Below are 23,907 nucleotides of genomic sequence, written 5' to 3'. Positions count from 1 at the left end.
CAGACGCATGATGGAAGCGCTGGACCACGTAAAACGCACGCTAAGGGAGTCGCCGTGAGGGTCGGAATCGTCGGAGCCACCGGTCAGGTCGGCACAGTCATGCGCAGGATCCTCGTCGAGCGGGAGTTCCCGGTCGAGGAGCTGCGGCTGTTCGCCTCGGCGCGTTCGGCCGGGACGGTGCTCGACGGTGTGACGGTGGAGGACGCGGCGACGGCGGACTACTCCGGCCTGGACATCGTGCTGTTCTCCGCGGGCGGCGCGACCTCCAGGGCGCTGGCCGAGAAGGTCGCCGCGCAGGGCGCGGTCGTGATCGACAACTCCTCGGCGTGGCGCAAGGACCCGCAGGTGCCCCTGGTGGTCTCCGAGGTGAACCCGCACGCGATCGCCGACCGCCCCAAGGGCATCATCGCCAACCCGAACTGCACGACGATGGCCGCGATGCCGGTCCTGAAGCCGCTGCACGAGGAGGCGGGGCTCGAGGCGCTGGTCGTCGCGACGTACCAGGCGGTGTCCGGTTCCGGCCTCGCGGGCGTGGCCGAGCTGCACGGCCAGGTACTGAAGGTCGCCGCGGACGCCGACAAGCTGACCCATGACGGCGACGCGGTCGACTTCCCCGAGCCGGGGGTCTACAAGCGCCCCATCGCCTTCAACGTGCTCCCGCTCGCGGGGTCGATCGTCGACGACGGTCTGCACGAGACGGACGAGGAGCAGAAGCTCCGCCACGAGTCCCGCAAGATCCTGGAGATCCCCGCCCTCAAGGTCTCCGGCACCTGTGTCCGCGTCCCGGTGTTCAGCGGCCACTCCCTCCAGGTGAACGCCCGCTTCGCGCGTCCGCTCAGCGTGGAGCGCGCGACCGAGCTGCTGGCCGGCGCCCCGGGCGTCGCCCTCTCCGAGATCCCGAACCCGCTCGAGGCCGCCGGCAAGGACGCGTCCTACGTGGGCCGCATCCGCGCCGACGAGACGGCCGAGCACGCTCTCGCCCTCTTCGTCTCCAACGACAACCTCCGCAAGGGCGCCGCACTGAACGCGGTCCAGATCGCGGAGCTGGTGGCGGCGGAGCTCAAGGGCTGACGCCCGCACCACGCGCCTCGGGGGCGGTCACCGCACGGTGACCGCCCCTTCTCACGCCCGCCGCACCTCGTAGAGGAAGCACCCGTACTCCACGGCCCGCACGTGGACGAGCGCCACCTCCGGGTCGGCGAATGCCTCCGTGAAGGCCTCGTCGAAGGCCTCGGGGTTCTCGACCAGACGGCCGCCCAGGATGTGGCCCTCGGCGGAGTAGCGGCGGACCGTGCGACGGCCACCCGGGAAGGGACGGCCCTGCGGGTCGGGGCCCGGGCACTCGTCGGCGTGGATGAAGACCGGACCCTGTTCGTCGTACGCGCCCGGGTGGGCGCCTGTTTCGGCGGCCCAGCGGCGCAGCGGCGCGTAGGAGACGAGGGCGATGCGCTCGCCCGGTTCACTGCGCCGCAGACAGCAGCGCAGCGGCGCGTCGCCCTCCTCGTCCGTGAAGGGAACCATCGGACGGTCCGCATCGTCGGCTGTGCGGAGATCCTTCAGGACCGCCGGGTCGATGGGACGTGCCGTGTACGTCGTCATGTCGGTCGTCGTGTGCGTCGTCATGTCTCCAGGCTCGCGCCCGCGCGTGCCTGGCACCGGCGGGTAACGGACATCGCATCCGTGCAGGTCCCATGGAAGGATGGCGCAACCGTCACATAACGAGGAGATGACCGCGTGCCTGGCACAAACCTGACCCGGGAAGAGGCGCAGCAGCGGGCGAAGCTGCTCACCGTTGACTCGTACGAGATCGATCTCGACCTCTCGGGCGCGCAGGAGGGCGGCACCTACCGGTCCGTTACCACGGTGCGCTTCGACGTCGAGGAGAACGGTTCGGAGACATTCATCGACCTGGTGGCTCCCGCCGTTCACGAGGTGACCCTGAACGGGGACCCCCTCGACCCCGCCGCGGTCTTCGAGGACTCGCGGATCGCGCTTTTGGGGCTCCTGGAGGGCCGCAACGTCCTGCGGGTCGTGGCCGACTGCGCATACACCAACACCGGTGAAGGCCTGCACCGCTTCGTCGACCCCGTCGACCAGCAGGCCTACCTCTACACCCAGTTCGAGGTCCCGGACGCGCGCCGGGTGTTCGCGAGCTTCGAGCAGCCCGACCTGAAGGCCACCTTCCAGTTCACCGTGAAGGCGCCCACCGGCTGGACCGTGATCTCCAACTCCCCGACGCCCGAGCCCAAGGACGACACCTGGGTCTTCGAGCCGACGCCGCGGATCTCCACGTACATCACCGCGCTGATCGTCGGGCCGTACCACTCCGTGCACAGCGTGTACGAGAAGGACGGACAGAGCGTGCCGCTCGGCATCTACTGTCGGCCCTCGCTCGCCGAGTTCCTCGACTCGGACGCGATCTTCGAGGTCACCCGGCAGGGCTTCGACTGGTTCCAGGAGAAGTTCGACTACGCGTACCCGTTCAAGAAGTACGACCAGCTCTTCGTGCCGGAGTTCAACGCCGGCGCGATGGAGAACGCGGGCGCGGTGACGATCCGCGACCAGTACGTGTTCCGGTCCAAGGTGACCGACGCATCGTACGAGGTGCGGGCCGCCACGATCCTGCACGAGCTGGCCCACATGTGGTTCGGCGACCTGGTCACCATGGAGTGGTGGAACGACCTGTGGCTGAACGAGTCGTTCGCCACCTACGCCGAGGCGGCCTGCCAGGCCTACGCCCCCCAGTCGCGCTGGCCGCACTCCTGGACGACCTTCGCCAACTCCATGAAGACGTGGGCGTACCGGCAGGACCAGCTGCCGTCCACCCACCCGATCATGGCCGAGATCAACGACCTGGACGACGTCCTCGTCAACTTCGACGGCATCACTTACGCGAAGGGGGCGAGCGTCTTGAAGCAGCTCGTCGCCTACGTCGGCATGGACGAGTTCTTCAAGGGCGTGCAGGCGTACTTCAAGCGGCACGCCTTCGGCAACACGCGCCTCAGCGATCTGCTGGGCGCCCTGGAGGAGACCTCCGGGCGCGACCTGAAGACCTGGTCGGAGAAGTGGCTCCAGACCGCCGGCATCAACATCCTGCGGCCGGAGGTCGAGACCGACGCGAACGGGGTCATCACCTCCTTCGCGATCCGTCAGGAGGCCCCGGCGCTCCCGGAGGGTGCCAAGGGTGAGCCGACCCTCCGCCCGCACCGCATCGCGATCGGCCTCTACAACCTCGACGACGACAGCGGCAGGCTGGTGCGCGACGAGCGTGTCGAGCTGGACGTCGACGGCGAGCTGACGGCCGTACCGGACCTGGTCGGCAAGGGCCGCCCGGCGGTCTTCCTGCTCAACGACGACGACCTGTCGTACGCCAAGGTCCGCCTCGACGAGGACTCGCTCGCCTTCGTCACCGAGCACCTCGGCGACTTCGAGTCGTCCCTGCCCCGTGCCCTGTGCTGGGCCTCGGCCTGGGACATGACCCGCGACGGTGAGCTCGCCACCCGCGACTACCTGTCCCTGGTCCTGTCGGGCATCGGCAAGGAGTCCGACATCGGTGTCGTGCAGTCGCTGCAGCGCCAGGTGAAGATGGCGATCGAGCTGTACGCCGACCCGACGGCCCGCGAGGCGCTGCTGACCCGCTGGACGGACGCGACGCTCGCGCACCTGCGCGCCGCCGAGCCCGGCAGCGACCACCAGCTCGCCTGGGCGCGTGCCTTCGCGGCGACCGCCCGTACGCCGGAGCAGCTGGACCTCCTGGAGGGCCTGCTGGAGGACCGGGAGACCATCGAGGGCCTCGCTGTCGACACCGAGCTGCGCTGGGCGTTCGTCCAGCGGCTCGCGGCGGTCGGGCGCTATGACGAGGCGGAGATCGGCGCCGAGGCGGAGCGCGACAAGACGGCGGCCGGTGAGCGGCACGCGGAGACGGCCCGGGCCTCGCGTCCCACCGAGGAGGCGAAGGCGGAGGCCTGGGCCGCGGTCGTCGAGTCCGACAAGCTCCCGAACGCCGTGCAGGAAGCGGTGATCGGCGGCTTCGCGCAGACCGACCAGCGTGAACTGCTCGCCTCGTACACGGACAAGTACTTCTCCGTGGTGAAGGACATCTGGGACGCCCGTTCGCACGAGATCGCCCAGCAGATCGTGGTCGGTCTCTACCCGTCCGTCCAGGTCTCCGAGGAGACCCTCGCCAAGACGGACGCGTGGCTGGCCGCGGCCGAGCCCACCCCGGCCCTGCGGCGCCTGATCTCGGAGTCCCGCTCCGGGATCGAGCGCGCGCTGAAGGCTCAGGCGGCGGACGCGGCGGCAGTGTCCGCGTAGTCGGTCGTACGTGAGCGGGGGCTCCCGGCGTCGTGCCGGGAGCCCCCTTTCGCATGCGCGGGCGTGCGGGCATGTGGGGGCGCCCGGGGTCACACCAGGGCGCGGGCGAGTGCGAGCATCGTGCGGATCTGGAGCTCGCTCTGGTCGGCCACGGGGACCCAGCGGGCGTCGAAGGTGCTCGCCAGCTCCCGCGCCCAGGCCTCCACGAGGGTGTCCAGCGCGGGAGCGCCGCCCAGGGCCTGCCGCATCATGGCCGCCGCGCGCAGCGGGATCCGCCGGGCGGCGACGCCGAGCGAGACGGCGTTGCCCATCGTGGTGGCGAGTTCGGCGGAGTTCCAGGTGTCCACGACTCCGGGGCCGATGTCCATGAGCTCGCGGGCTGCGGTGAAGTGGGCGATCTCCTCGGGGGTACCGGGTGATCTGGGCCCCAGTTCCCCGACCACCGCCTCCAGTTGTTTGGCCCGGCCGAGCAGGATCTCGCTCGCCTCCGCGACCTCGCGCCGGGGCTCGGCGACGGGCCGGGGATCGCTGACGCCCGCCACGCTCCAGAAGGGCGCCTCGACGACCGCCGACACGGTGCCGTGCCGCATCGCGTACAGCCAGGTCGCCTGCGAGGTGAAGCCGGACGGGTCCCGTTCCTCGGTGGGGCCGCTGTCCGGCAGGACGAGCACGCCCGGACTCTCGGCCAGCCATCCCATGCCGTCGAAGGGCCGGTGTTCCAGGGGAATGCCGAGGTCCGCCGCGATCCCACGGTAGGTGGCCGCCGCCCCCGGCACCGCGCGAGTCAACTGCAGAAAGGATCCTCCCACTTCGACGCCGTGGAGCGAGAACTGCACGACCGGGCGCAGTTCGTCGATGAGCCGCACCAATGCCTCGGACTCCGGCATCACCGGACGCGGGTCACTCGCGACGGGCGGAAACTCGGGCTGCGCGGCGAAGGCGGGCCGGTAGAAGCGCCGGTAGTAGCTCCGGAGGGTCGGCGAGGCCTCGGCCGCGGGTCCCTCACCGGGCCGTCCCTCGGTGGGCAGCCTCTCATCAGGCCGTCCCTCGGCGGGTCGTGCGGTCAGCCATCGCCCGGCGAGGCTCGCGCCGTCGGGGTCGAGGCAGAGCAGGAAGTTCCAGGTGCAGCCGGACTCCTGGAGCAGCGCGGGCTCCCGCGCGAACCTCTCGGCCAGGGAGAGCGAGGTGACCCCGCCCACCGGTTCGTTGGCGTGCGCGCCGGCGACCGTGAGGATGTGCCGGGGGCCGTGTCCGGCCGACAGCAGCCACAGCGGCCGGCCGGCACGCGAGGTCCCGACGGCACGCAACCGCAGTGCACCGGGCCGTGCCGCCACCGTCGCGCGAGCGCGTCGCAGCAGCTCACCGAGGGTGGGATACGGGGTTCCCCGCATGCCGGGCTCCGGTCAGGTGCCGTTCGCGTTGCTGTCCCCGGTGGTCTCCTTCTTGTCCAGCGGACGGATCACGATCTTGGCGGCCATGTGGCCCCCTCTCTGTGTGCGCTCTGCGGTGGCCTGGGACCTGTCCGGCGAAACGGATCAGCCGCCGTTGCCTCCGCTGCTGTCGCCCGTGGTCTCCTTCTTGTCCAACGGGCGGATCACAATCTTGGTGGGCACCCCAACTCCTCTCGTCAGTAGGGACGTTGAGCGTTGCGGGCGCGATCGCCGACCGCGTCTTGTCAAGGCTCGACTCGGGGGACCAGAGTGTCAAGGCATGTACCTGTAACGGGAAGGGGTCCTGGTGACGGTGCCGGTCGACACGCTCCGCAGGCCCCGGATCAAGCCCGAGCACCGGCCGTACCGCACGATCGACGGCAACGTCCGCATCGGCAGCGTCATCCACGGTATCGGCGCCGAGATCGAGGACCCGCAGGGCTGGGTCTGGACGCTGGTCGAGACGATGGACGGAGCGCGGGAGCCGTCGGCGGTGGTCGGCGAGGTGCTGAGGGCGCATCGCGAACTTCCCGACCTCACGCCCGAGGACGTCCGGCTGGCGATGGCGGACCTGCTCGACGCCGGGTTCGTGGAGGACGCGGCGGCGCCCGTGCCGGTGTCCGAGCGGGAACGGCTGCGCTACAGCCGGGGGGTGCCGCTGCTGCGCTGGATGGACCTCGGCCCCCGGACGAGCCCCTGGGACGCCCAGCTCCGGCTGCGCCGGGCCCGGGTGCTGCTGGTCGGCGTCGGCGGCACGGGCGGGTACGCCGCGCAGAGCCTGGTCGCCTCCGGGGTCGGCCGTCTGCACTGCGTGGACCCGGACGTGGTGGAGCTGTCCAACCTCAACCGCCAGCCCCTCTTCCGCGAGTCGGACCTCGGCCGCCCGAAGGTGACGGCCGCGCTCGCCACCCTGCGGGCGCTGAACTCGGACGTGACGGTGACAGGGGAGCGCCGGGAGATACGGCACCCGGCGGACCTGGCGGAGCTGATACGGACCGGGGCACCCGAAGCCCCGAACGAACCGAAACGGGCCGGGCCACCCCAAGCCCCGAGCGAGCCGAAACAGGCCGGACCGTCCGAGGTCCCGAGCCGGCCGAACCAGGCCGGACCGCCCCAAGCCCCGAGCGAGCCGAAACAGGCCGGGGCACCCGGCGTCCCTCCCCCGGCGCGGGGCTCGTACGACCTTCTCGTCCTCGCCGCCGACCGTCCCGACGACATCCGTCGCTGGGCGAACCGTGTCTGTCTGGCCGCGGACCTGCCCTGGGTCGACGCCGGCTACCGCGGCCCGCTGGTGACGGCCGGGGTCCACGTACCGGGCCGGGGTGCCTGCTGGGAGTGTCTGCGGGCCGGTGAGGTGGCCCGCCGCGAGCTGCGCCTGGCGCCCGGCCAGGACGACGGGGTCGCCTCCCCGCACCTGCCGTGGAACCCCGCGACCGCGGTCACCGCGGGCCTGTCCGGCGGACTGCTCGCCCACGCGGCCCTGGCCCTCCTGACCGGCGTCCCGGCGCTCGACCCCGGCTTCCGCTTCGGGATGAACCTGATGCTGCCGGGCGACCCGGTGCTGCAGCGATTCCCCCGGCGGCCCGACTGCCCGGCGTGCGGCGACGGACCCGCCGACGGGGCTACCGGCACGAGCGGAGCCACCGGCGCGGCCGGGGAGCGCGCGTGAACCGCGTGCGCCTGCACGCCCTCGACTCCCGCCCCGACGGCGACGAGTGGATCGTCGGCCGGCTGGCGACGGGCCGGTTCGTCGCGCTGCCCGAGGTCGGCAAGCAGGCGCTGGACCTGCTCGGGCAGGGGCTGAGCACCGCCGAGGTCAGACAGCGGCTGCGGGAGACCACCGGCGACGACATCGACGTACCCGACTTCGTCGAGGCGCTGGTGGACCTGGGGTTCGTCGCCGAGGTGGACGGACGGGAAGTGGACTCGCCACCCCCGCCGAAGCCGACGCTCGCCCGGATCAGGCCCCGCCACGTGCGCTGGGTGCTCAGCCCGGCCCTGCCCGTCCTCATCGCCCTGCTGATCACCACCACCCTGCTCACCCGCCCACCCGTTCCCCTCAGCTACCACACCCTCCTCTGGAGCCCGCACGGCAGCGCGGTGATCGCGCTCGGCGCGGGCTTCGGCTGGACGCTCCTGCTGCTCCACGAGTGCGCGCACCTGGTGACCGCCCGGGCGACCGGCGTGCCCGGCCGGATGCGCCTCGGCACGCGCCTGCAGTTCCTGGTCATGCAGACGGACATCAGCGGCATCGAACTCGCCCCGCGCCGCCACCGGTTGACCGCCTACCTCGCCGGGATCGCGACCAACCTCACCGCCGCCTCCCTGGCCGCCCTCGCCGCGGGCGCCACGCACGGCACCCCCCGCCGGATCCTGGCCGCCGTCGCCCTGCTCGCCCTGCTCCCCCTCCCCTTCCAGCTCATGGTCTTCATGCGTACGGACCTGTACTTCGTGCTCCAGGACCTGACGCGCTGCCGCGATCTGTACGGGGACGGGGTGGCGTACACGAAGTACGCGGCACGGCGGGCGCTGCGCCGTACCACCGCCCCGGACCCCAGCCTCGAACTCCCCGCCCACGAACGGCGGGCGGTGCGCGCGTACAGCGTGGTGCTCGTCGTCGGCACCACGCTGTGTCTCGCGTTCCTCGCGACCGTCACCCTGCCCGCGGACATCACGCTGTTCGCCCGCGCGGTGGCGCACCTGGGCCCCGGCCACTCCCCCGCCGTGCGCCTCGACGCGACGGCCGTCGTGGTGGCGCTCGGCGGCGTGCATGTGCTGTGGGCCCGCACGTGGTGGCGCGACCGCCGCGGCCGTCGGTCGTCCTAGCCGATCGTTCCGGCCGATCGTCCTAGCCCGGGAACATCCCGCCGGTGACGTTGACGAAGGTGCCGGTGATGCCGCCCGCGTGGTCGGAGGCGAGGAAGGCGGCGGTCGCGGCGATCTCGGAGAGGGTGGGGTTGCGGCGGGTCATGCGCATTCCGGCCAGGTTCGCGAGCAGGCCCTGGAGGGCGTTCTCGTCGAGGGCCATGGCGCTGTCGACCGCGGCGAGCTTCTCGCGGGTCAGCGTCTCGGGCACACCGGCCGCCCACAGGCCCACGGCCCGCACCCCACGCGGCCCCAGTTCCATCGCCAGGTTGCGTACCAGCGTGTCGATCGCCGCGTCGGCCGGACCCGTTCCGCCCATCATCGGACTGCCGTGCGCCGAACCGCTGTTGAGCGTGAGGACCACGCCGGAGCCCCGCTCGGCCATACGGCGGGCGGCGGCGCGGGCGGTGACGACGTTGGCGCGGATGCCGGTGACGACCGGGCGTACGAAGTCGTCGACGGGCATGTCGAGCAGCGAGGCACCCTGCACATCACCCCGGGTGACGAGGTTGAAGGAGATGTCGACGGCGTCCAGCGACGCGATGTGCGCCTCGACCGCCGCCTCGTCGAGCGCGTCGACGACCGCCGTCCCGACGTGGCCGCCCTCCGCCTCGATGTCCTTGGCCACCGCGTCGAGCGTCGCCGCCGTGCGCCCCACGAGGTGCACGTGGGCACCCTCGCGGGCGAAGGTACGGGCGACGGCGCCGCCGATGGATCCGCCGGCGCCGTAGATGACCGCGGTCTTGTCGGTGAGCAGCATGGTGAACCTCCATGAGGTGGGTTGTCGGAGCGGCCCGTGCGAATCGGCCGGCCACGTCGGCCGTACGAGTCGGTCATGCAGACGTACGCGCCGTCTCTCACTCATCGGTCGGCGGGCAGCCGCAGCGGCAGTCCGAACGCCGGGAAGAGATGCGGCTCGAAGGAGGTGATCTCCACGATCCGGTCGCCCTCGATACGGAGGACGTCGAGGACCTGCGCGCGGTAGACGGTCGTGCCCGGGCGCCGGACGTAACCCCCCGCCGCGAGCTGTCCGTTGGCGCGGGCGGGCAAATGGCGCCAGTGGCCGAGGAACATCGGGGAGGCGGGGTCGAGGCTGACGGACAGGAACTCCACGAGCGCCTCGCGGCCGACGAACCAGAACGGGTTCGGCGGCATGGTGAGCGTGATGTCCTCGCTGAGCAGGGTGGCGACCTCGGTGAGGTCGAGGCGTTCGGCGGCGGCCATGTAACGCGCCAGGATCTCGCGCTCACGGACGTCCGCCTCCGCGGTCCACTCGGCGCGGCGGCGGGGCAGGTGGTCGCGCAGGGTGGGCCGGGCCCGTTGCAGCGCGCTGTTGACCGAGGCGACGGTCATGTCCAGTACCGCGGCGGTCTCCGCGGCGGCCAGCCCCAGGACGTCGCGCAGAACGAGGACGGCGCGCTGGCGGGGCGGCAGATGCTGGATCGCGGCGAGGAGGACGAGCTCCATGGTCTCCCGGGAGACGGCGAGCACGTCGGGCTGCTCTTCGGTCGAGGGCAGGTCGTCGTCGGGGTAGGGCTGGAGCCAGGTGACGCGGGCCGGGGGCTCGGCGCCGCCGTGGTTCATCCCGGGCAGCGGCTCGTACCGCTGTGGGCGGCGCGCCGTGCGCCGCTGGAAGTCCAGGCAGGCGTTGGTGGCGATCCGGTACAGCCACGTCCGTACGCTCGCCCGCCCCGCGAACCCGTCCCGGGCCCGCCAGGCCCGCAGGAAGGTCTCCTGCACGAGGTCCTCGGCATCGTCGTACGAGCCCGACATCCGGTAGCAGTGCACGCGCAGTTCGCGCCGGTACGACTCGACGAGCGCGGCGAAGTCGCTCTCCGCGAGGCCCACTTCCGTAACGGGACCGGTCGTGACGAAATCCACCGCACCGGGCTCGCCCATGACGCGCTCGTCCATGACGGGGTCCGCCGTACCGGGATCCGCCGTGTCGCGGGCCGTCCGGGCGATGCGCCGCAGCCGTCCCACGGAGGTGGCCAGCTCGCTCACCCCGGAGTAGAAGACGGCGGGCGGTGCCGGGACCAGCTCACGGACCTGCCGCCCGACCTCCTCGATGAGCCCCTGGGCGGTGTCCGCGGGCGCCGCCCGCCGCTCCCGGTACGCCCTCTGCCGACAGGCGGCCGAGCAGTACACGGAACTCCGCCCCTTGCGCCCGGTCCGCCCGGCCAGCGCCTTCCCGCAGCCAGGACACACACCGTCGACCACAGGAACCTCCAGGAATCCGGGAATGGGGGGATGGGGGATGAGGGGGGATGGGGGACGAAGGTCGGGGGACGGGGGACGGGGGACGGGGAATTACGTCACGCGCGGACGACGTGACGTTATCGCCGCTCCCCCAGCCCCGCAGCCGCCTCCCGCAAAGCCTCCAGCACCCGCCCCACCGCCGCGCCCTCCTGCGCCCGCGCCGCACCGCCACCACATGCCGGTGCGGGCGGTCACCGGTGAGTTCGCGCATCACGACGCCCTCCCGCCGCACGCGAGCCACCCGCGGCACCAGCGCCACCGCCATCCCCGCCTCCACCATGGCGAGAATGGCGGTCCACCCGGCCGCCGAGTGCCCCTGGTGGGGTGTGAAGCCGTGTCCCCGGGGCCCGACTACCGTCGCAAGGCGGGAACCGTCACGCCCATCGAATCTTTTCGATCACTCCTTTCAGAAGAACTGAACGATCCAGCGGGAGCCGGCCGCCCGCCCCGCGGCCCGAGCTGACGCGGCCCGAGCTGACGCGGCCCGAGCTGACGCGGTCCGACCTGACCGAACACCGTCGCCCCGAACGCCAGTACCATCCCCGCCACCTGCAGCGGCGTCAGCGACTGCCCCAGCGCCGCCCAGCCGATGACGGCCGCGGTCAGCGGCGACAGCGGGCCGAGGAAGGTGACCTGGGTGGCGCTGAGCCGGCCGATGCCCCGGAACCAGAGCCAGTACGCCACCGCCGTGTTCGCCAGGGCGAGGTAGAGGTATCCGCCGACCGCCCGGCCGTCCAGCGCGGGCGGCGCGCCCTCGACGAGGAGGGCGACCGGGACGATCAGCAGCCCGCCCGCCGTCAACTGCCAGGCGGTGAGCGCCAACGGACCGACCCCGTCCGGCCGGCCCCACCGCTTGGTGAGCACCGTGCCGGTGGACATCGACGCGGTCGCGGCGAGCGCCGCGAGGACCCCCACCGCGTCCAGCGCACCCGCCGCCTTCAGCACGACGAGGCTGACACCGAGGGCCGCGGCGATACCGGTCAGGAGCGTCCGCAGGGTCGGGCGGTCACCGAGCAGCAGCGCCGCGAGGCCCGCGACGAACAGCGGCCCGACCGAGCCGACGACCGCCGCCATGCCGCCGGGCAGCCGATACGCGGAGAGGAACAGCAGCGGGAAGAAGGCGCCGATGTTGAGCGCGCCCAGCACCGCCGCCTTCCCCCACCAGGCGCCGCGCGGCAGCACCCGGGCCAGCGCGAGGAGCAACAGCCCGGCGGGCAGGGCTCGCATCACCCCGGTGAACAAGGGGCGGTCGGCGGGGAGGAACTCCGTGGTGACGGCATAGGTGCTGCCCCAGGAGATGGGGGCCAGCGCGGTCAGGGCTATGAGGGCGGGACGGTTCGCGTTCGCGGCCATGAGGCACCCGATTCCAAAGTAGGTCAGTGGAAAGTAGCTTAGCTCTAAGCAACTTTTAGTCAAGCTACTTTCTTGCGGGCAATCGACCCCTCGGCGGATACTCGCCCCCATGAAGACGCCCCAGGACCCGGTCGACGCGATCATCGAGCAGTGGGCCACCGTCCGGCCGGACCTCGACACCGCCGCGATGGAGGTCTTCGGCCGCGTCTTCCGGCTCGCCCGCACGATGGGCGACCGGATGGAGAAGGCGTACGCGCCCTACGGGATCTCGCGCGGGGAGTTCGACGTGCTCGCGACCCTGCGCCGCTCGGACGCCCCGTACACCCTCTCGCCCCGGCAGCTCTCGGCGACGCTCATGCTCACCACCGGCGGAATGACCGGGCGCCTGGACAAGCTGGAACGCGCGGGGCTGCTACGGCGCTCCCCGGACCCGCACGACCGGCGCGGACTCCAGGTGACGCTCACGGACAAGGGGCTGCGGCTCATCGACGAGGCCGTCGGCGCGGGGCTCGCCGTCCAGACGGAGGCCCTGACCCACCTCGACGAGGAGCAAGCCGGTCAACTGGCGGCCCTGTTGCGCGAGTTGCTGATGGGCACCGGCGCCTAGGGTCTCGGCCGGGTCGGCCGAACCCGGCCCTGAGGACCTCAGCCCGCCGTGGCGACCCGGCTCGGCCTGACGCGTATCACGGCGAGCCGGCCCAGCACCTGAGCCAGTGCCATCAGCGGCAACGCGGCGGTCCAGGCGGCGGACCCGGTGATCGGATTGTCCTGGCTGAACCGCACCGGGCTCCCGGAACCGCCATGGGTGGCATGCGGGTCCGTGTTGCGGACGCGTCAACCGCATGGTCGCGATCGCCGTGAACCGTCACCATCGGTCATGATCGGTTCGACGACCGGTCCTCGCCCAGTGCCGCCGCCAACGCCCTCTCGACGGCCGCCGCGTCAGGGGATTCGGCGGCCCAGGCCGCATATCCGTCGGGCCGCACCAGCAGGGTCGTACGCCGGTCGCTCGCCCAGCTCTCCACGGTGAGACGGTCCTTGCGGCCGTTGAGGTCGTCCAGGCCGTACGCCCGGACGGCCGCCGTCGGTGCGACGAGGACGAACCGGCCGCCGCGCAGGGCCTCGTAGAGGCGGCCGTCCTTCAGGGCGACGTCGGGGACCCGGGTGCCGACGAGGGCGTGAGAACCGCGCGGGGCCCGGTAGGCGAAACCGATGCCGGTGATCTGACCCGCCGCCTTCCGGCCCACGGGGCCGACGCCGTTGAGGACCGTGGTGAGCGCGGAGCGCAGCGCCAGCGTCCAGGGGTACTTGGCCATCGCGAGCCGGACGATCCCGCCGCTGCTGCGCAGCACCGCCTTGCCGACGGGGTGACGCTCGGCCTGGTAGGTGTCCAACAGGTCCGTGTCCGCGTGGCCGTTGACGACCAGCGCGAGCTTCCAGCTGAGGTTCGCCGCGTCCTGGAGGCCGGTGTTCATGCCCTGCCCGCCGGCCGGGGTGTGGACATGGGCGGCGTCACCGGCGAGGAAGACCCGTCCGACCCGGTACGCGGGTGCCTGGCGCTCGTCGCTGTGGAAGCGGGACATCCAGCGGGCGTCGTGCATGCCGTAGTCATGGCCGAGGGAGAGCCGGACGATCTCCTTGACCTCGTCGAGTCCGAGCGGCGCGCTGTCGGGGACGTCACGGCCGCGGTGCCAGCCGATCACGCGGTAGTAGCCGTCGCCGAAGGGCACCATGAAGGCGAAGGCGTCGCCGACGGCGTTGGCGGTGAGGATCGACTCCGGCTCCTCGGCGAGCAGGACGTCGGCGAGGACCACGGACCGGATGACCGACTTCCCGGGGAACGGCAGCCCCACCGCCTCACGCACCGCGCTGCGCATCCCGTCCGCCCCGACGACGTACGCGGCCACCAGCTCCCCCGCCGCCCCGTCCGCAGCGCGGACCTCGAGCGTGACGCCCGCCGCGTCCTGGCGCAGTCCGGTCACCTCGGTCTCGTACACGAACCGCACTCCGGCCTCGACCGCCCGCCGCTCCAACGCCCGCTCCACCTCGTACTGCGGGATCACGAGCAGGTGGTTGAAGCGGGAGGGGAGCGTGTCGAGGGCGACGGAGAGCCGGCCGAAGAGGCGGATGCGGTCGACGGTCCGGCCGTGACTCTCCAGCTCGTCGGCGAGACCGCGGGCATCGAGCTGCTCCAGGGTACGGGCGTGCAGGACGAAGGCGCGGGAGAGGTTGCTGATCCCGTGCGGGCGCTTCTCGACGAGGGTGACGGGGACACCGGCGGCGGCGAGGTCTCCGGCCAGCAGGAGGCCGGTGGGACCGGAGCCGACGACGATCACGTTCCGGGACGTGGTGGCGCTGTTCGCCTTGCCGTTCACCTTGCCGTTCGTCTTGCCGTTCGTCTTGCCGTTCATGGCGGCCTCCTGATGCCAACACTTGTTGGTCAACGTTTGTTGGCCAACGCTTGTTTACCAACATAAGGAGCCCACTCTGGACTGTCAACAAGTGTTGGCCTACGGTTGTTGGCATGCCCGACAAGGAACCCCCCGCACCCGCCCCGTCCCCCGCGGCCCGCCGCTCGGACGCCACCCGCACCGCCATCCTCACCGCCGCGCGCGAACGCTTCGCCGCCGACGGATACGAGCGCGCCACGATCCGCGCGATCGCCAAGGACGCACGGATCGATCCGTCGATGGTGATGCGGTACTACGGCTCGAAGGAGGGACTGTTCGCCGCGGTCCTCGACGTCGACCTGCGGCTGCCGGGCCCGGACGGACTGGACCCGCACGAGGTGGGCCGCGTCCTGGTGGGCCACTTCCTCGACCTCTGGGAGGAGAACGAGGTCCTCACCGTGCTGCTGCGGGTCGGCGTGACCAATCCGGACGGCGCCGCGCGCATGCAGGGCATCTTCCGGGACCAGCTCCTGCCGGTCACGCTGCGCGTGTGCCCCGACCCGGAGCAGGCGCCGGCACGGGCCGCGCTGACCGCCTCACAGGTGCTGGGCATGGCGATGGCCCGCTACGTCCTGCGGTTCCCGCCCGCCGTCGCGCTGCCCCGCGAAGAGGTCGTGGCGTGGCTGGCGCCGACGGTGCAGCGGTATCTCACGGCGCCGCATCCGTGACGGGCCCCGAAAGAGCTTCCCCGAAAACACGTCGAGGGACTCCGAAAACACGTCGAGGGAGCCCCCGCACCCGGTGGGTGCGCGGACTCCCTCGATCGAGAAGGATCCAGGCCTCGGCGCGCGGCCGGGGCTTCAGGAAGCGAGCCGGAATCAGGTCCGCTTGGGCTGCTTGTCGGACTTGTCCAGGACCATCACGAGGCCCGCGATGACCAGGAACAGGACGATCGGCGTCACGACGTAGAGGCCGAGCGTTTCGATCACGCTCAGGCCCTTGCCGGGGTCGTCACCGTCGTCGCGGGTCAGCGCGAGCGCGGGGGACGACATGAGCAGCATCATCAGCGTCGTACCGGAAGCCAGGGCGCCGGCGCGCAGGGCGTTCTTCTTGTCCACGGTGCAAACGTAGCGAACACCTGAATGAGTCGCGCGCCCGGGGTGCCGTACGGAGACCGCACCCCCGCTCGGCCGCCCCGCTCACACCCCTCGGTCACGTCCGCTCACACGCCTCCGTCACGCCCACGCGCGCTCCCACCATCACCCCGTTCACCGCTCCCCCTTTCGTCGCTCCCCCGGTCATCGCTCGCGCGGCCATCACGTCCACCGCGACCCCCGGCCCGTCCCCGCAGCACGTCGATCAGCGCGTACAGCCGCGGCGAGGCCGCCAGCTCCTCCAGGGTCACCGGGCGGCCTTCCGCGTCGGCGATGGGCAGCCGCCAGTTCGGGTACTGGTCCCACGTGCCCGGCAGGTTCTGCGGCCGCCGGTCGCCGACCGTGTCCGGGAGCCACACGCCGATCATGCGGGCCGGGGTGCGCAGCAGGAAGCGGTGCACGGCCTGGATCTCGGCCTCCTCCGACACCGCCGAGCCCGCGTCGCCCGCCCCGTGCAGCAGCCCGAGGCGGGCGAGCAGCGCCAGCCACTCCCCCGTGTCCGCCGTGGCCGCGGTCCGCTCGTCCTCCAGGGAGCCGGTGAGCAGGCCGAGCCGGTCGCGGAGTTCGACGTGGTCGCCGGTGAGCCGCGAGGCCGTGGGCGGCAGATCGTGCGTGGTGGCGGTGGCCAGGCAGTCGGGGCGCCAGCGCTCGGGGGGCAGGGGCTTCCCGTCGCCGTCCCAGTCCCGTTCGAACCACAGCACCGAGGTGCCGAGCACCCCGCGCTCGTGCAGCGTCTCGCGTACGCCGGGCTCGACCGTGCCGAGGTCCTCGCCGATCACCAGGGCCCCGGCCCGCGAGGCCTCCAGGGCCAGGATCGCGAGCATGGCCTCGGCGTCGTAGCGGACGTACGTGCCCTCGGTGGGCGGCTGTCCCTGCGGCACCCACCAGAGCCGGAACAGGCCCATCACATGGTCGATGCGCAGGGCGCCCGCGTGCCGGAGGAGGGCGCGCAGAAGACGGCGGTAGGGGGCGTAGCCCGAGGCGGCGAGGCGGTCCGGGCGCCAGGGCGGCAGACCCCAGTCCTGGCCGCGTGCGTTGAAGGCGTCCGGGGGCGCGCCGACGGACATGCCCGCCGCGAAGTACTCCTGCTGCGCCCAGGCGTCGGCTCCGCCGGGATGCACGCCGACCGCGAGGTCGTGCACGAGGCCCACCGCCATCCCGGCGTCGCGCGCGGAGCGCTGGGCGATGGCGAGCTGGGCGTCGGTGAGCCAGGCGAGGCGGCTGTGGAAGTCGACGCGGTCCATCAACTCGCCGCGGGCGCGGGTGGTTTCGGGTGAGCGCGGGTCACGCAGGCCCACCGGCCACCGCTGCCACTCGGGGCCGTACGCCTCGGCGAGCGCGCACCAGGTGGCGTGGTCCTCCAGCGCCTCGCCCTCCTCGGCGAGGAAGTCGACGTAGGCGGCGCGCCGGCCGGGGCCGAGCGGCACCGCGTGCACCAGTTCCAGCGCTTCGCGCTTGAGTTCCCACACGGCGTCGCGGTCGATCAACGCGCCCTTGTGGAGCACGGATTCGCGCAGTCGCTCGGCGCGCTCCAGCAGCGCCCCTGCCCGGTCCGGGTCGTCGACGTAGGCGAACTCGGGGATGGCCTCGACCCGCAGATGGACCGGGTCGGGGAAGCGGCGGGAGGAGGGCCGGTACGGGGAGGGGTCGGTGGGGATGCCGGGTACGGCCGCGTGCAGGGGGTTGACCTGCACGAATCCTGCGCCGAGCGCCCGGCCGGCCCAGGCGGTGAGCTCGGCGAGGTCGCCGAGGTCGCCCATGCCCCAGGAGTGCCGGGAGAGGAGGGAGTAGAGCTGGACGAGGAGTCCGTACGTGCGTCCGGGCGGCGCGGGCAGCCGGGCGGGGGCGGCGACGAGGTGGGCCTCGGCGGTGCGGCCGTCGGGGGCGGTGGCGTGCAGGGTGTGGACGCCGGGCGGGAGCTGCTCGGCGGCGGCGCGGGTCTCGCCCTGTTCGGTGGTGATGCGCAGCCGGGTGCCGGTCGGCAGTCCGGCGAGCGCGGCGGGCGGGCTGTTTCCCCAGCACACCACCGTCGGCGGCAGCAGCCGCTCCCGTGTCTCGGCCTCCTTGGCTGCGAGGGCCGCGCGGACGGCGTCCGGGGTGCTCACGTCGACGCCGAGCGCCGCCAGGGCCAGGGCGACCGCGGTGTCCGTGGCCGCGACCGTACGGTCCGGGGAGGGGCTGTAGGAGGTGGCGACGCCGTGCAGTGCGGCGAGCCGCGCCAGCGGTGCGTGCGGGTCGGGAGGGCCGGCCGGCGAGGAACCGACGGGCGAGCGGTCCGCGGGCGGGCGAGGCGCCATCTATACCCCCGAGATGTCCGTGGCGGCGCCGGTGGAGACGGGCTCGCTGGTCAGGTGCGCGGCGTCGGCCAGCGGCGGTTCGCTGGTCAGCGGCTCGGCGTCGGGGAGGGGAGGTTCGCTGGTCAGCGGCGGTTCGGCGGAGGAGCCCTCGGCGCTGAAGACGCATACGTGGGGCTCGACGGAGGGCTCCGTCGGGCGTTTGGAGAGGGCCGAGAGCAGAAGGTGTGCCGATGCGGCCACGGGGGTCTCCTTGTCGTCGTACGGCGGGAAGCGGGTTACCGCAGCTCTACCCAGCGGACGCCGGGGCAGACGTACGAGGACGGACAAGGTGCGTTTGGTCACAGACCGTACCCGGCGCGGGAGCGCTCCACACGGCGCGCGGGCACGCGCGAGTGCCGGCGTGCGGGACGCGGCGTGCGGGACGCGGCGCGGGGGACGCGGCGCGCCGGACGGCTCGGCACTGCTCAGGACTGCTCGCGACGGCTCGGGACTGCCGTAAAGCGATGTGCCGTGGTGTGAACCGATGGGCTCGCGGGGGCCGATAGACAGGGTGTGAGACTGTTCCGCCCCATGGGGGGCCACCGGGAGGACGTGACGGACGCGGCGCTGCTGCGGGCCGTGGCGGACGGGGACTCGGCGGCGATGGCCGCGCTGTACGACCGGCACGCCGGGTGGCTGCACACACGGCTGACACGGCGGTGCGGCGATCCCGAGGTCGTGCGGGAGGTGTTGCAGGACACCTTCGTGACCGTGTGGCGGTCGGCAGCCGCGCACCGCGGCGCTGAGGCGGGCGGCTGGCTGTGGACGATCGCGGCACGACGGCTCGTCGACGCGCGGCGGGTGCAGGAGCGGGCCGAGCGCGTCGAGTACACGGCGCCCGCGCCCGCGCCCTCCGCCGAGGAGCGCGTGCTGGCGGGCCTGGAGTACGGGGACGTGGGCACGGCCCTGGACCGCATCTCGCCCGAACTCCGCGAGGTGCTGCGCGCCACGGTCGTCGACGGGCTGACCACCCGCGAGACCGCCCGGCTGCTCGGTATCCCGGAGGGCACGGTCAAGACCCGGGCGAGGCGCGCCCGCGCGGAACTCCGCGCGGCGCTCGCGCACCTGAATCCGCCCTCGGCCCCGTTCCTGGACCCCTCGCTGCTGGGAGGCACGGCATGACCGGCTGGCACGCGTCCGACGACGTCGTCGCCCGTTACTCGGACGGCTCCCTTCCGGAGACGGACGCCTGGTCCCTGGAGAAACACCTGGAAGGCTGCGGCACGTGCGCCGCGCGGGTCTCGCGCGCGGCCCGGGAGGGGGCGGCGGGGGCGGTGCTCGCGGAGGTGCGGGACGCGGTGCTGACGGCGGTACTCGAGTCGGCACCGGCCACGGCGGCCGGGCACGCGACGGCCGCCTCGCCCTCCGCGTCGGCGCCGACCCCCGCCGCCGTACCGACTGCACACTCCTTGCCGACCGCACCTTCCGTCCCCGCCGTACCGACCGCACCCCCCGTACCGACCGTACCGACCGCACCCGCCGCCGCAAGGCGCCCCCGAGCCGTCGGGGGGCGGCTCGGGCGGATCCTCTGGGCGGCCGGGCCCGCCCTGCGCGGCGCCTGGGCGGGGGCCGTCGCGCTGGTCGCCGTGGGGGCGCTCGCGCTCGCCTACGGCGGCGGCTTCGACGGCACACGGCCGTTGCTGCTGGCCGTGGCTCCGGTCGTGCCCGTGGCGGGGGTCGCCCTCTCGTACGGGCGGCACGCCGATCCACTGCACGAGATCGTCGCGACGTCGCCCTCCGGCGGCCTGCGATTGATGCTGATGCGGACGGCCGCCGTACTCGCGGTGAGCGTGCCGCTGCTGACGTTGGCGGGGCTGCTGCTCCCCGCCACCGACCCGCGCCTGCCACAGGCACCCGCGGCGGCCGCCTGGCTGCTGCCTGGGCTCGCCCTGACACTGGCCACGCTGGCGCTGTCCGGGTACGTGAGCTGCCGTACCGCCTCCGCGGTGGTCGGCGGCGGCTGGTTGCTCGCCCTTGCGGCGCCCCTCCTCACGGCCCCCGACCCCGGCCTGACAGCCCGTCTCGCGCAGCAACTCTCCCTCTACTTCACCGGAGCCTCGCCGCAGTGGGGCTGGGCCGCCGCGGCCGCGCTCTGTGCCCTCCTCCTCGCCGCGCGCCGTTCCGCGTACGACCGTCTGGAGACGATGTGAACCCCCGTGGCAGGCCCGGCACTTCGACGACGGACGACGCCATGGGCGCCGCGACCGCTTCCATACGAGTCTCGGGGCTGACCGTGCGGCACCGCAGGACCACCGCGCTGGACGCCGTCGACCTGGACTTCGGCCCCGGCGTCCACGGTCTGCTCGGCCCCAACGGCGCGGGCAAGACCTCCCTCATCCGGGTCCTGGCGACGATCGCGGAGCCCACCGCGGGCCGGGTGCGGATGCTCGGCAGCGACCTCCGTCACCGGCACAAGCGCGCTGCGGTCCGCCGCGAACTGGGGTACCTGCCACAGGACTTCGGGTACTACCCGGGGTTCACGGTGCGGGAGTTCGTGGCGTACGTGGCCTGGCTGAAGGAGGTACCGGCCGCTGCCGCCCCGGCCGCGGTCGAGCACGCCGTCGCCCGGGTCGGGCTCGCCGACCGTATCGACGCGAAGGTCAAAACGCTGTCCGGCGGCATGATCCGGCGCGTCGGCATCGCCCAGGCCGTCGTGAACGACCCCCGCGTCCTGCTCCTCGACGAACCCACCGCGGGTCTGGACCCCGAGCAGCGCGTGGAGTTCCGGGCGCTGCTGCGGGAGCTGGGCCGGACCGCCACGGTGATCGTCTCCACCCACCTGGTGGAGGACGTGGCCGCGGCCTGCACGGACGTCACCCTGATCGAGGCCGGCCACGTCGCCTACCGCGGGACACCCCAGTCCCTCGCCGCCCTCGGCGCAGACGGCCACGAGTCCGACGGCAACGCGACCGAGCGCGGCTACACCACGGTCCTGCGCGGCCACCGCGCCTCGACGGGGGCAGCCCGGTGAACGTACGCATCCAGCCCCACGGGGAGCACGCGCCGCCCCCGGAGGCGCCCGCCCGGAGAGTAGGTTCCGTCCGGAGAGCGGGTTCCGTCCAAAGAGCGGGTTCCGCCCCCCACCCCTTCCGGGTCGAGTCCCTGCGCGGGTTCGCCCCCTGTGCGGCCGGGGCGCTGCTGCTCGCTCTCGCCTGGACGCTCGCCGCCACATCGGCGCAGTGGCAGGGCAGTTGGGGTGTGACGACGGGCAAGCTGAGCACCGCGGCCGGCGTGATCGGCGTTCCGTTCGCGCTCGCGGCCGGCGCATGGCAGGGCGGCCGGGAACGGCGGCTGCGGATGACGGAACTGCGGGCCTCGACCGCTCGTACGCCGCTCGCCCAGCTCCTGACGGCCGCCCTGCCGCTCGCCTGCTGGCTGGCGGCGGCCTACCTCGTGGCGGTGGCCGGCGTGCTGCTCGCCTGCGCGCCGTACGCGTCGGCGGGCGGCCCGGTCCCGACCGTCTTCGCCGGGGCCGCGCTCTCGATCGCCGCGTGCACGCTGCTCGGTCAGGTGGCCGGGCGGCTGCTGCCCTGGCGGCTGACCGCTCCCACGCTCGCGATCTGCGGATACGTCCTGTACGGCACCCTCGGTCTCTCCGAGTCGGACCTCCACGGCCTCGCCCCCGCCTACCTGAGCCTGGTCGGCGACGACGACGTCCCGGTCTGGTGGTACCCGCTCGTATCGGCCCTGTGGCCGGCCGGGCTCGCCGCGACCGCGGCCCTGGCCCATGCCTCGTACCGCCGGGCCACCGCGCTGCTGCCGCTCGCGATCGCGGTCGGCGCCGCGGTCGTCCTGGTCCACACGGGCGACGGCATGCTGCGCGACAACCCGCTCGCCCACCGCCAGGTGTGCGACGACTCCACCACCCCGCGTGTCTGCGTCAACGCCGTCCACCCGGGCATGCTGCCGGACGTGGCCCACGCGCTGTCCGGTCTCACCGGCCGGCTGAAGGGCGTGCGGAACCTGCCGGTGCGCTTCGAGGACCTGCCGCGCTCCCCGCGCGAGGACGAGGCACAACTGCCGATGCTCACCCCGTTCGGCTGGAGCGCCGTCCGCGGCAAGGTGACCGATCCGCAGCGGTACGCCTGGGAGGCCGCCGTGCTGCTGGTCCGCCCGGAGTGCGAGGAGCCGCCGTCCGCGCAGCGGGTGCGGGTCACCGACACGGTGGTCCTGCGCTGGCTGGCCCCGGATTCCGGTCAGGAAGACCTGCGCAAGCACAGTGTGGCGGTCGCCCGGCGGCAGGGTGACACGAAGGAACTCGCGACGTTCCGCGCCGAGGACAAGGCGTACGCGCACCTCACCGCCATGACCGGCGACGAGCGCCGCGCCCTGCTCAGCCGCTACTTCGCCACGGCTCACGACTGCGACCCGAACCCGAGCGAGGTCCCGTCCCTGTGAACTCCCCGCGCAGCGTCACCCCGCCGACCGGGCTCGCCCTCTACGCCCGCTCCCGCGCCCTCCCGACCACCCTGGCCGCGTTCGCCTGTGCCGCCCTTCTCACCCTCTGGGTGGCGGGCCGCCCGGACGCCTTCCTCGACCCGTACCGCAGGGTCCCGCTGCTCTCCCTCGCCCCGCTGCTGGCCTCGGCGGCGATCGGGCTGAGCCTCCACTCCTACGCGCGGGACCTGGACGACACCGCCGTACGCCCCTGGTGGCCGAGACGCCTGGCTCATCTGCTGGTCCTCACCGCGCTCGCGGCGACGGTGCTCGCGCTCGCCGTACCCGGACAAGCACAGGTGTTCGGTTCGGCGGGGATGGTCCGCAACACACTGGGCGCCGTCGGCATCACGGCGGCCGGGGCGGTGCTGTTCGGCGCCCGGGCGAGCTGGATGCCGACGATGCTGTACTTCAGCGCCGTGTACCTGTCGGCCGCCTCGCCGCGCATGAGCGGGGAGACAATCCTCACCTGGCCCATGCAGCCGGGCCCACAGGCCGGCGCCTGGGCCGCCGCCCTCGCACTCTACGTACTGGGCTCGGCACTCTACGCGGTGCGCGGCGCCCGCCCCGAAGGACCCCGCGGCTGAGCGGGGCCGCACGGGGCGGACTACGGGTACCGGGGCCGGGGGAACACAAAGGCCCGGATCGTCAGGCGGAAATGCCGTCGATCCGGGCCATCGCATCCTCCGCGCCGTACGGCTGCAGGTAGGGCAGCCAGCGCGGGTCCCTATGCCCCGTTCCGATGATGCGCCAGGCGAGCCCCGTCGGCGGGGCGGGTTTGTGGCGCAGGCGCCAGCCGATCTCGACCAGGTGGCGGTCGGCCTTGGTGTGGTTGCAGCGGCGGCATGACGCCACCACGTTGTCCCAGGCGTGCTGACCTCCGCGGGAGCGCGGGATGACGTGGTCGACGCTGGTTGCGACGCCACCGCAGTACATGCACCGGCCGCCGTCGCGGGCGAACAGTGCCCGACGGGTCAGCGGAACGGGCCCCCGGTAAGGGACCCGTACGAACCTCTTCAGCCGGACCACGCTGGGCGCGGGGACAGTAACGGTTGCGCTGTGCATAAAGGCGCCGGATTCCTCGAGGCAGATGGCCTTGTTCTCGAGGACGAGGACGAGCGCGCGGCGGAGCGGTACGACGCCGAGTGGCTCGTACGACGCGTTGAGGACCAGGACGTGCGGCACGGATGCCTCCTTGTACGCCGGCGGCGCGTGGCTCGCGCCGGGACGATCTGCAGTCAGTCTCCCCTCTTGCCTGGTGGAAGCGCCACCATGTCCCGGTAACGGGCTGGGAGTGTTTTCGACCACACCCTCTTTCATCCCCAGGTGAGTACGGTCTCTCCCTCGAACATTGCAACGAGCCTCGCGC

The 23,907-nt window shown here is 72.9% G+C and carries 22 protein-coding genes and 1 pseudogene; 11 read left to right on the top strand and 12 right to left on the bottom strand.

The window, feature by feature from the left end; genetic code table 11:
- Window positions 1–54: 54 nt before the first annotated feature.
- Window positions 55–1,071: an aspartate-semialdehyde dehydrogenase gene (locus ACZ69M_RS01110; RefSeq protein ID WP_470045862.1), complete on the top strand. Its 1,017-nt coding sequence runs from the start codon at window positions 55–57 to the stop codon at window positions 1,069–1,071.
- Between the two features lie 51 nt (window positions 1,072–1,122).
- Here the strand turns inward: ACZ69M_RS01110 and ACZ69M_RS01105 are convergent, their stop codons facing one another.
- Entirely contained in the window at window positions 1,123–1,599 is a 477-nt protein-coding gene (locus ACZ69M_RS01105; protein WP_470046339.1) for a DUF1203 domain-containing protein, read from the bottom strand.
- Between the two features lie 135 nt (window positions 1,600–1,734).
- Here ACZ69M_RS01105 and pepN point away from each other — a divergent pair, with 135 nt between their 5' ends.
- Window positions 1,735–4,314 (top strand): aminopeptidase N, encoded by a 2,580-nt coding sequence (gene pepN, locus ACZ69M_RS01100; protein ID WP_470045861.1) that lies wholly within the window; start codon window positions 1,735–1,737, stop codon window positions 4,312–4,314.
- An 89-nt stretch (window positions 4,315–4,403) separates the two neighbouring features.
- Here pepN and ACZ69M_RS01095 read toward each other — a convergent pair whose 3' ends face one another.
- Entirely contained in the window at window positions 4,404–5,705 is a 1,302-nt protein-coding gene (locus tag ACZ69M_RS01095; protein WP_470045860.1) for a M14 family zinc carboxypeptidase, read from the bottom strand.
- 352 nt (window positions 5,706–6,057) lie between these two features.
- Here ACZ69M_RS01095 and ACZ69M_RS01090 point away from each other — a divergent pair, with 352 nt between their 5' ends.
- On the top strand, window positions 6,058–7,413 hold the full coding sequence (locus ACZ69M_RS01090) for a HesA/MoeB/ThiF family protein (RefSeq protein WP_470046337.1): 1,356 nt from the start codon (window positions 6,058–6,060) through the stop codon (window positions 7,411–7,413).
- Entirely contained in the window at window positions 7,410–8,570 is a 1,161-nt protein-coding gene (locus ACZ69M_RS01085; protein ID WP_470045859.1) for a hypothetical protein, read from the top strand. Before ACZ69M_RS01090 ends, ACZ69M_RS01085 begins: the two co-directional genes overlap by 4 nt.
- 22 nt (window positions 8,571–8,592) lie before the next feature.
- Here the strand turns inward: ACZ69M_RS01085 and ACZ69M_RS01080 are convergent, their stop codons facing one another.
- The 4 genes and pseudogenes from ACZ69M_RS01080 to ACZ69M_RS01065 form a co-directional block, all read right to left on the bottom strand.
- Window positions 8,593–9,369, bottom strand: a complete 777-nt coding sequence (locus tag ACZ69M_RS01080; RefSeq protein WP_470045858.1) for an SDR family NAD(P)-dependent oxidoreductase — start codon at window positions 9,367–9,369, stop codon at window positions 8,593–8,595.
- 101 nt (window positions 9,370–9,470) lie between these two features.
- Entirely contained in the window at window positions 9,471–10,829 is a 1,359-nt protein-coding gene (locus ACZ69M_RS01075) for a sigma-70 family RNA polymerase sigma factor (protein ID WP_470045857.1), read from the bottom strand.
- Between the two features lie 116 nt (window positions 10,830–10,945).
- Window positions 10,946–11,202, bottom strand: a pseudogene (locus tag ACZ69M_RS01070) (LysR substrate-binding domain-containing protein); the annotation flags it as partial.
- Window positions 11,203–11,219: 17 nt separating this feature from the next.
- On the bottom strand, window positions 11,220–12,221 hold the full coding sequence (locus ACZ69M_RS01065; RefSeq protein ID WP_470045856.1) for an EamA family transporter: 1,002 nt from the start codon (window positions 12,219–12,221) through the stop codon (window positions 11,220–11,222).
- 109 nt (window positions 12,222–12,330) lie between these two features.
- On the opposite strand from ACZ69M_RS01065, the gene ACZ69M_RS01060 reads away from it, so the two are divergent.
- Window positions 12,331–12,828: a MarR family winged helix-turn-helix transcriptional regulator gene (locus tag ACZ69M_RS01060; protein WP_470045855.1), complete on the top strand. Its 498-nt coding sequence runs from the start codon at window positions 12,331–12,333 to the stop codon at window positions 12,826–12,828.
- A 38-nt stretch (window positions 12,829–12,866) separates the two neighbouring features.
- Here the strand turns inward: ACZ69M_RS01060 and ACZ69M_RS01055 are convergent, their stop codons facing one another.
- A complete protein-coding gene (locus ACZ69M_RS01055) occupies window positions 12,867–13,004 on the bottom strand; it encodes a hypothetical protein (protein ID WP_470045854.1) in 138 nt (45 codons plus the stop codon).
- Between the two features lie 92 nt (window positions 13,005–13,096).
- Entirely contained in the window at window positions 13,097–14,632 is a 1,536-nt protein-coding gene (locus ACZ69M_RS01050) for an FAD-dependent monooxygenase (protein WP_470045853.1), read from the bottom strand.
- A gap of 113 nt (window positions 14,633–14,745) precedes the next feature.
- Between ACZ69M_RS01050 and ACZ69M_RS01045 the strand changes: the two genes are divergently transcribed.
- Complete coding sequence (locus ACZ69M_RS01045) at window positions 14,746–15,339, top strand: TetR/AcrR family transcriptional regulator (protein ID WP_470045852.1); 594 nt, start codon at window positions 14,746–14,748, stop codon at window positions 15,337–15,339.
- Between the two features lie 150 nt (window positions 15,340–15,489).
- On the opposite strand, the gene ACZ69M_RS01040 is transcribed toward ACZ69M_RS01045, so the two are convergent.
- The 3 genes from ACZ69M_RS01040 to ACZ69M_RS01030 form a co-directional block, all read right to left on the bottom strand.
- On the bottom strand, window positions 15,490–15,729 hold the full coding sequence (locus tag ACZ69M_RS01040; RefSeq protein ID WP_054231770.1) for a hypothetical protein: 240 nt from the start codon (window positions 15,727–15,729) through the stop codon (window positions 15,490–15,492).
- A 104-nt stretch (window positions 15,730–15,833) separates the two neighbouring features.
- On the bottom strand, window positions 15,834–18,062 hold the full coding sequence (gene malQ, locus ACZ69M_RS01035; protein WP_470045851.1) for a 4-alpha-glucanotransferase: 2,229 nt from the start codon (window positions 18,060–18,062) through the stop codon (window positions 15,834–15,836).
- Window positions 18,063–18,302 (bottom strand): hypothetical protein, encoded by a 240-nt coding sequence (locus ACZ69M_RS01030; RefSeq protein WP_067370291.1) that lies wholly within the window; start codon window positions 18,300–18,302, stop codon window positions 18,063–18,065. It lies immediately after the preceding gene.
- A gap of 330 nt (window positions 18,303–18,632) precedes the next feature.
- On the opposite strand from ACZ69M_RS01030, the gene ACZ69M_RS01025 reads away from it, so the two are divergent.
- From ACZ69M_RS01025 to ACZ69M_RS01005, 5 genes are read left to right on the top strand one after another with little or no spacing between them, the layout of a single operon-like run.
- On the top strand, window positions 18,633–19,223 hold the full coding sequence (locus ACZ69M_RS01025; protein ID WP_470045850.1) for an RNA polymerase sigma factor: 591 nt from the start codon (window positions 18,633–18,635) through the stop codon (window positions 19,221–19,223).
- Window positions 19,220–20,251, top strand: coding sequence for a zf-HC2 domain-containing protein (locus tag ACZ69M_RS01020; protein WP_470045849.1), 1,032 nt, complete (start codon window positions 19,220–19,222; stop codon window positions 20,249–20,251). Before ACZ69M_RS01025 ends, ACZ69M_RS01020 begins: the two co-directional genes overlap by 4 nt.
- A gap of 41 nt (window positions 20,252–20,292) precedes the next feature.
- Window positions 20,293–21,072: an ATP-binding cassette domain-containing protein gene (locus ACZ69M_RS01015; protein ID WP_470046335.1), complete on the top strand. Its 780-nt coding sequence runs from the start codon at window positions 20,293–20,295 to the stop codon at window positions 21,070–21,072.
- Window positions 21,069–22,499: a hypothetical protein gene (locus tag ACZ69M_RS01010; protein ID WP_470045848.1), complete on the top strand. Its 1,431-nt coding sequence runs from the start codon at window positions 21,069–21,071 to the stop codon at window positions 22,497–22,499. The genes ACZ69M_RS01015 and ACZ69M_RS01010 overlap by 4 nt, the downstream gene beginning before the upstream one ends.
- Window positions 22,496–23,125, top strand: coding sequence for a hypothetical protein (locus ACZ69M_RS01005; RefSeq protein ID WP_470045847.1), 630 nt, complete (start codon window positions 22,496–22,498; stop codon window positions 23,123–23,125). The genes ACZ69M_RS01010 and ACZ69M_RS01005 overlap by 4 nt, the downstream gene beginning before the upstream one ends.
- 61 nt (window positions 23,126–23,186) lie before the next feature.
- Here ACZ69M_RS01005 and ACZ69M_RS01000 read toward each other — a convergent pair whose 3' ends face one another.
- Entirely contained in the window at window positions 23,187–23,723 is a 537-nt protein-coding gene (locus ACZ69M_RS01000; RefSeq protein WP_067370302.1) for an HNH endonuclease, read from the bottom strand.
- Window positions 23,724–23,907 lie beyond the last annotated feature (184 nt).

This window comes from Streptomyces sp. NPDC107454 (genome assembly GCF_055582885.1).
This window is presented reverse-complemented; position numbering and strand designations above follow the sequence as displayed.

What these genes read in the sequence shown, in the direction of transcription:
- ACZ69M_RS01105 (WP_470046339.1), bottom strand. Translation starts at nt 1,599, where the DNA reads ATGACGACGTACACGGCACGTCCCATCGACCCGGCGGTCCTGAAGGAT.
- ACZ69M_RS01095 (WP_470045860.1), bottom strand. Translation starts at nt 5,705, where the DNA reads ATGCGGGGAACCCCGTATCCCACCCTCGGTGAGCTGCTGCGACGCGCT.
- ACZ69M_RS01080 (WP_470045858.1), bottom strand. Translation starts at nt 9,369, where the DNA reads ATGCTGCTCACCGACAAGACCGCGGTCATCTACGGCGCCGGCGGATCC.
- ACZ69M_RS01065 (WP_470045856.1), bottom strand. Translation starts at nt 12,221, where the DNA reads ATGGCCGCGAACGCGAACCGTCCCGCCCTCATAGCCCTGACCGCGCTG.
- ACZ69M_RS01060 (WP_470045855.1), top strand. Translation starts at nt 12,331, where the DNA reads ATGAAGACGCCCCAGGACCCGGTCGACGCGATCATCGAGCAGTGGGCC.
- ACZ69M_RS01050 (WP_470045853.1), bottom strand. Translation starts at nt 14,632, where the DNA reads ATGAACGGCAAGACGAACGGCAAGACGAACGGCAAGGTGAACGGCAAG.
- ACZ69M_RS01045 (WP_470045852.1), top strand. Translation starts at nt 14,746, where the DNA reads ATGCCCGACAAGGAACCCCCCGCACCCGCCCCGTCCCCCGCGGCCCGC.
- malQ (WP_470045851.1), bottom strand. Translation starts at nt 18,062, where the DNA reads ATGGCGCCTCGCCCGCCCGCGGACCGCTCGCCCGTCGGTTCCTCGCCG.
- ACZ69M_RS01025 (WP_470045850.1), top strand. Translation starts at nt 18,633, where the DNA reads ATGGGGGGCCACCGGGAGGACGTGACGGACGCGGCGCTGCTGCGGGCC.
- ACZ69M_RS01020 (WP_470045849.1), top strand. Translation starts at nt 19,220, where the DNA reads ATGACCGGCTGGCACGCGTCCGACGACGTCGTCGCCCGTTACTCGGAC.
- ACZ69M_RS01015 (WP_470046335.1), top strand. Translation starts at nt 20,293, where the DNA reads ATGGGCGCCGCGACCGCTTCCATACGAGTCTCGGGGCTGACCGTGCGG.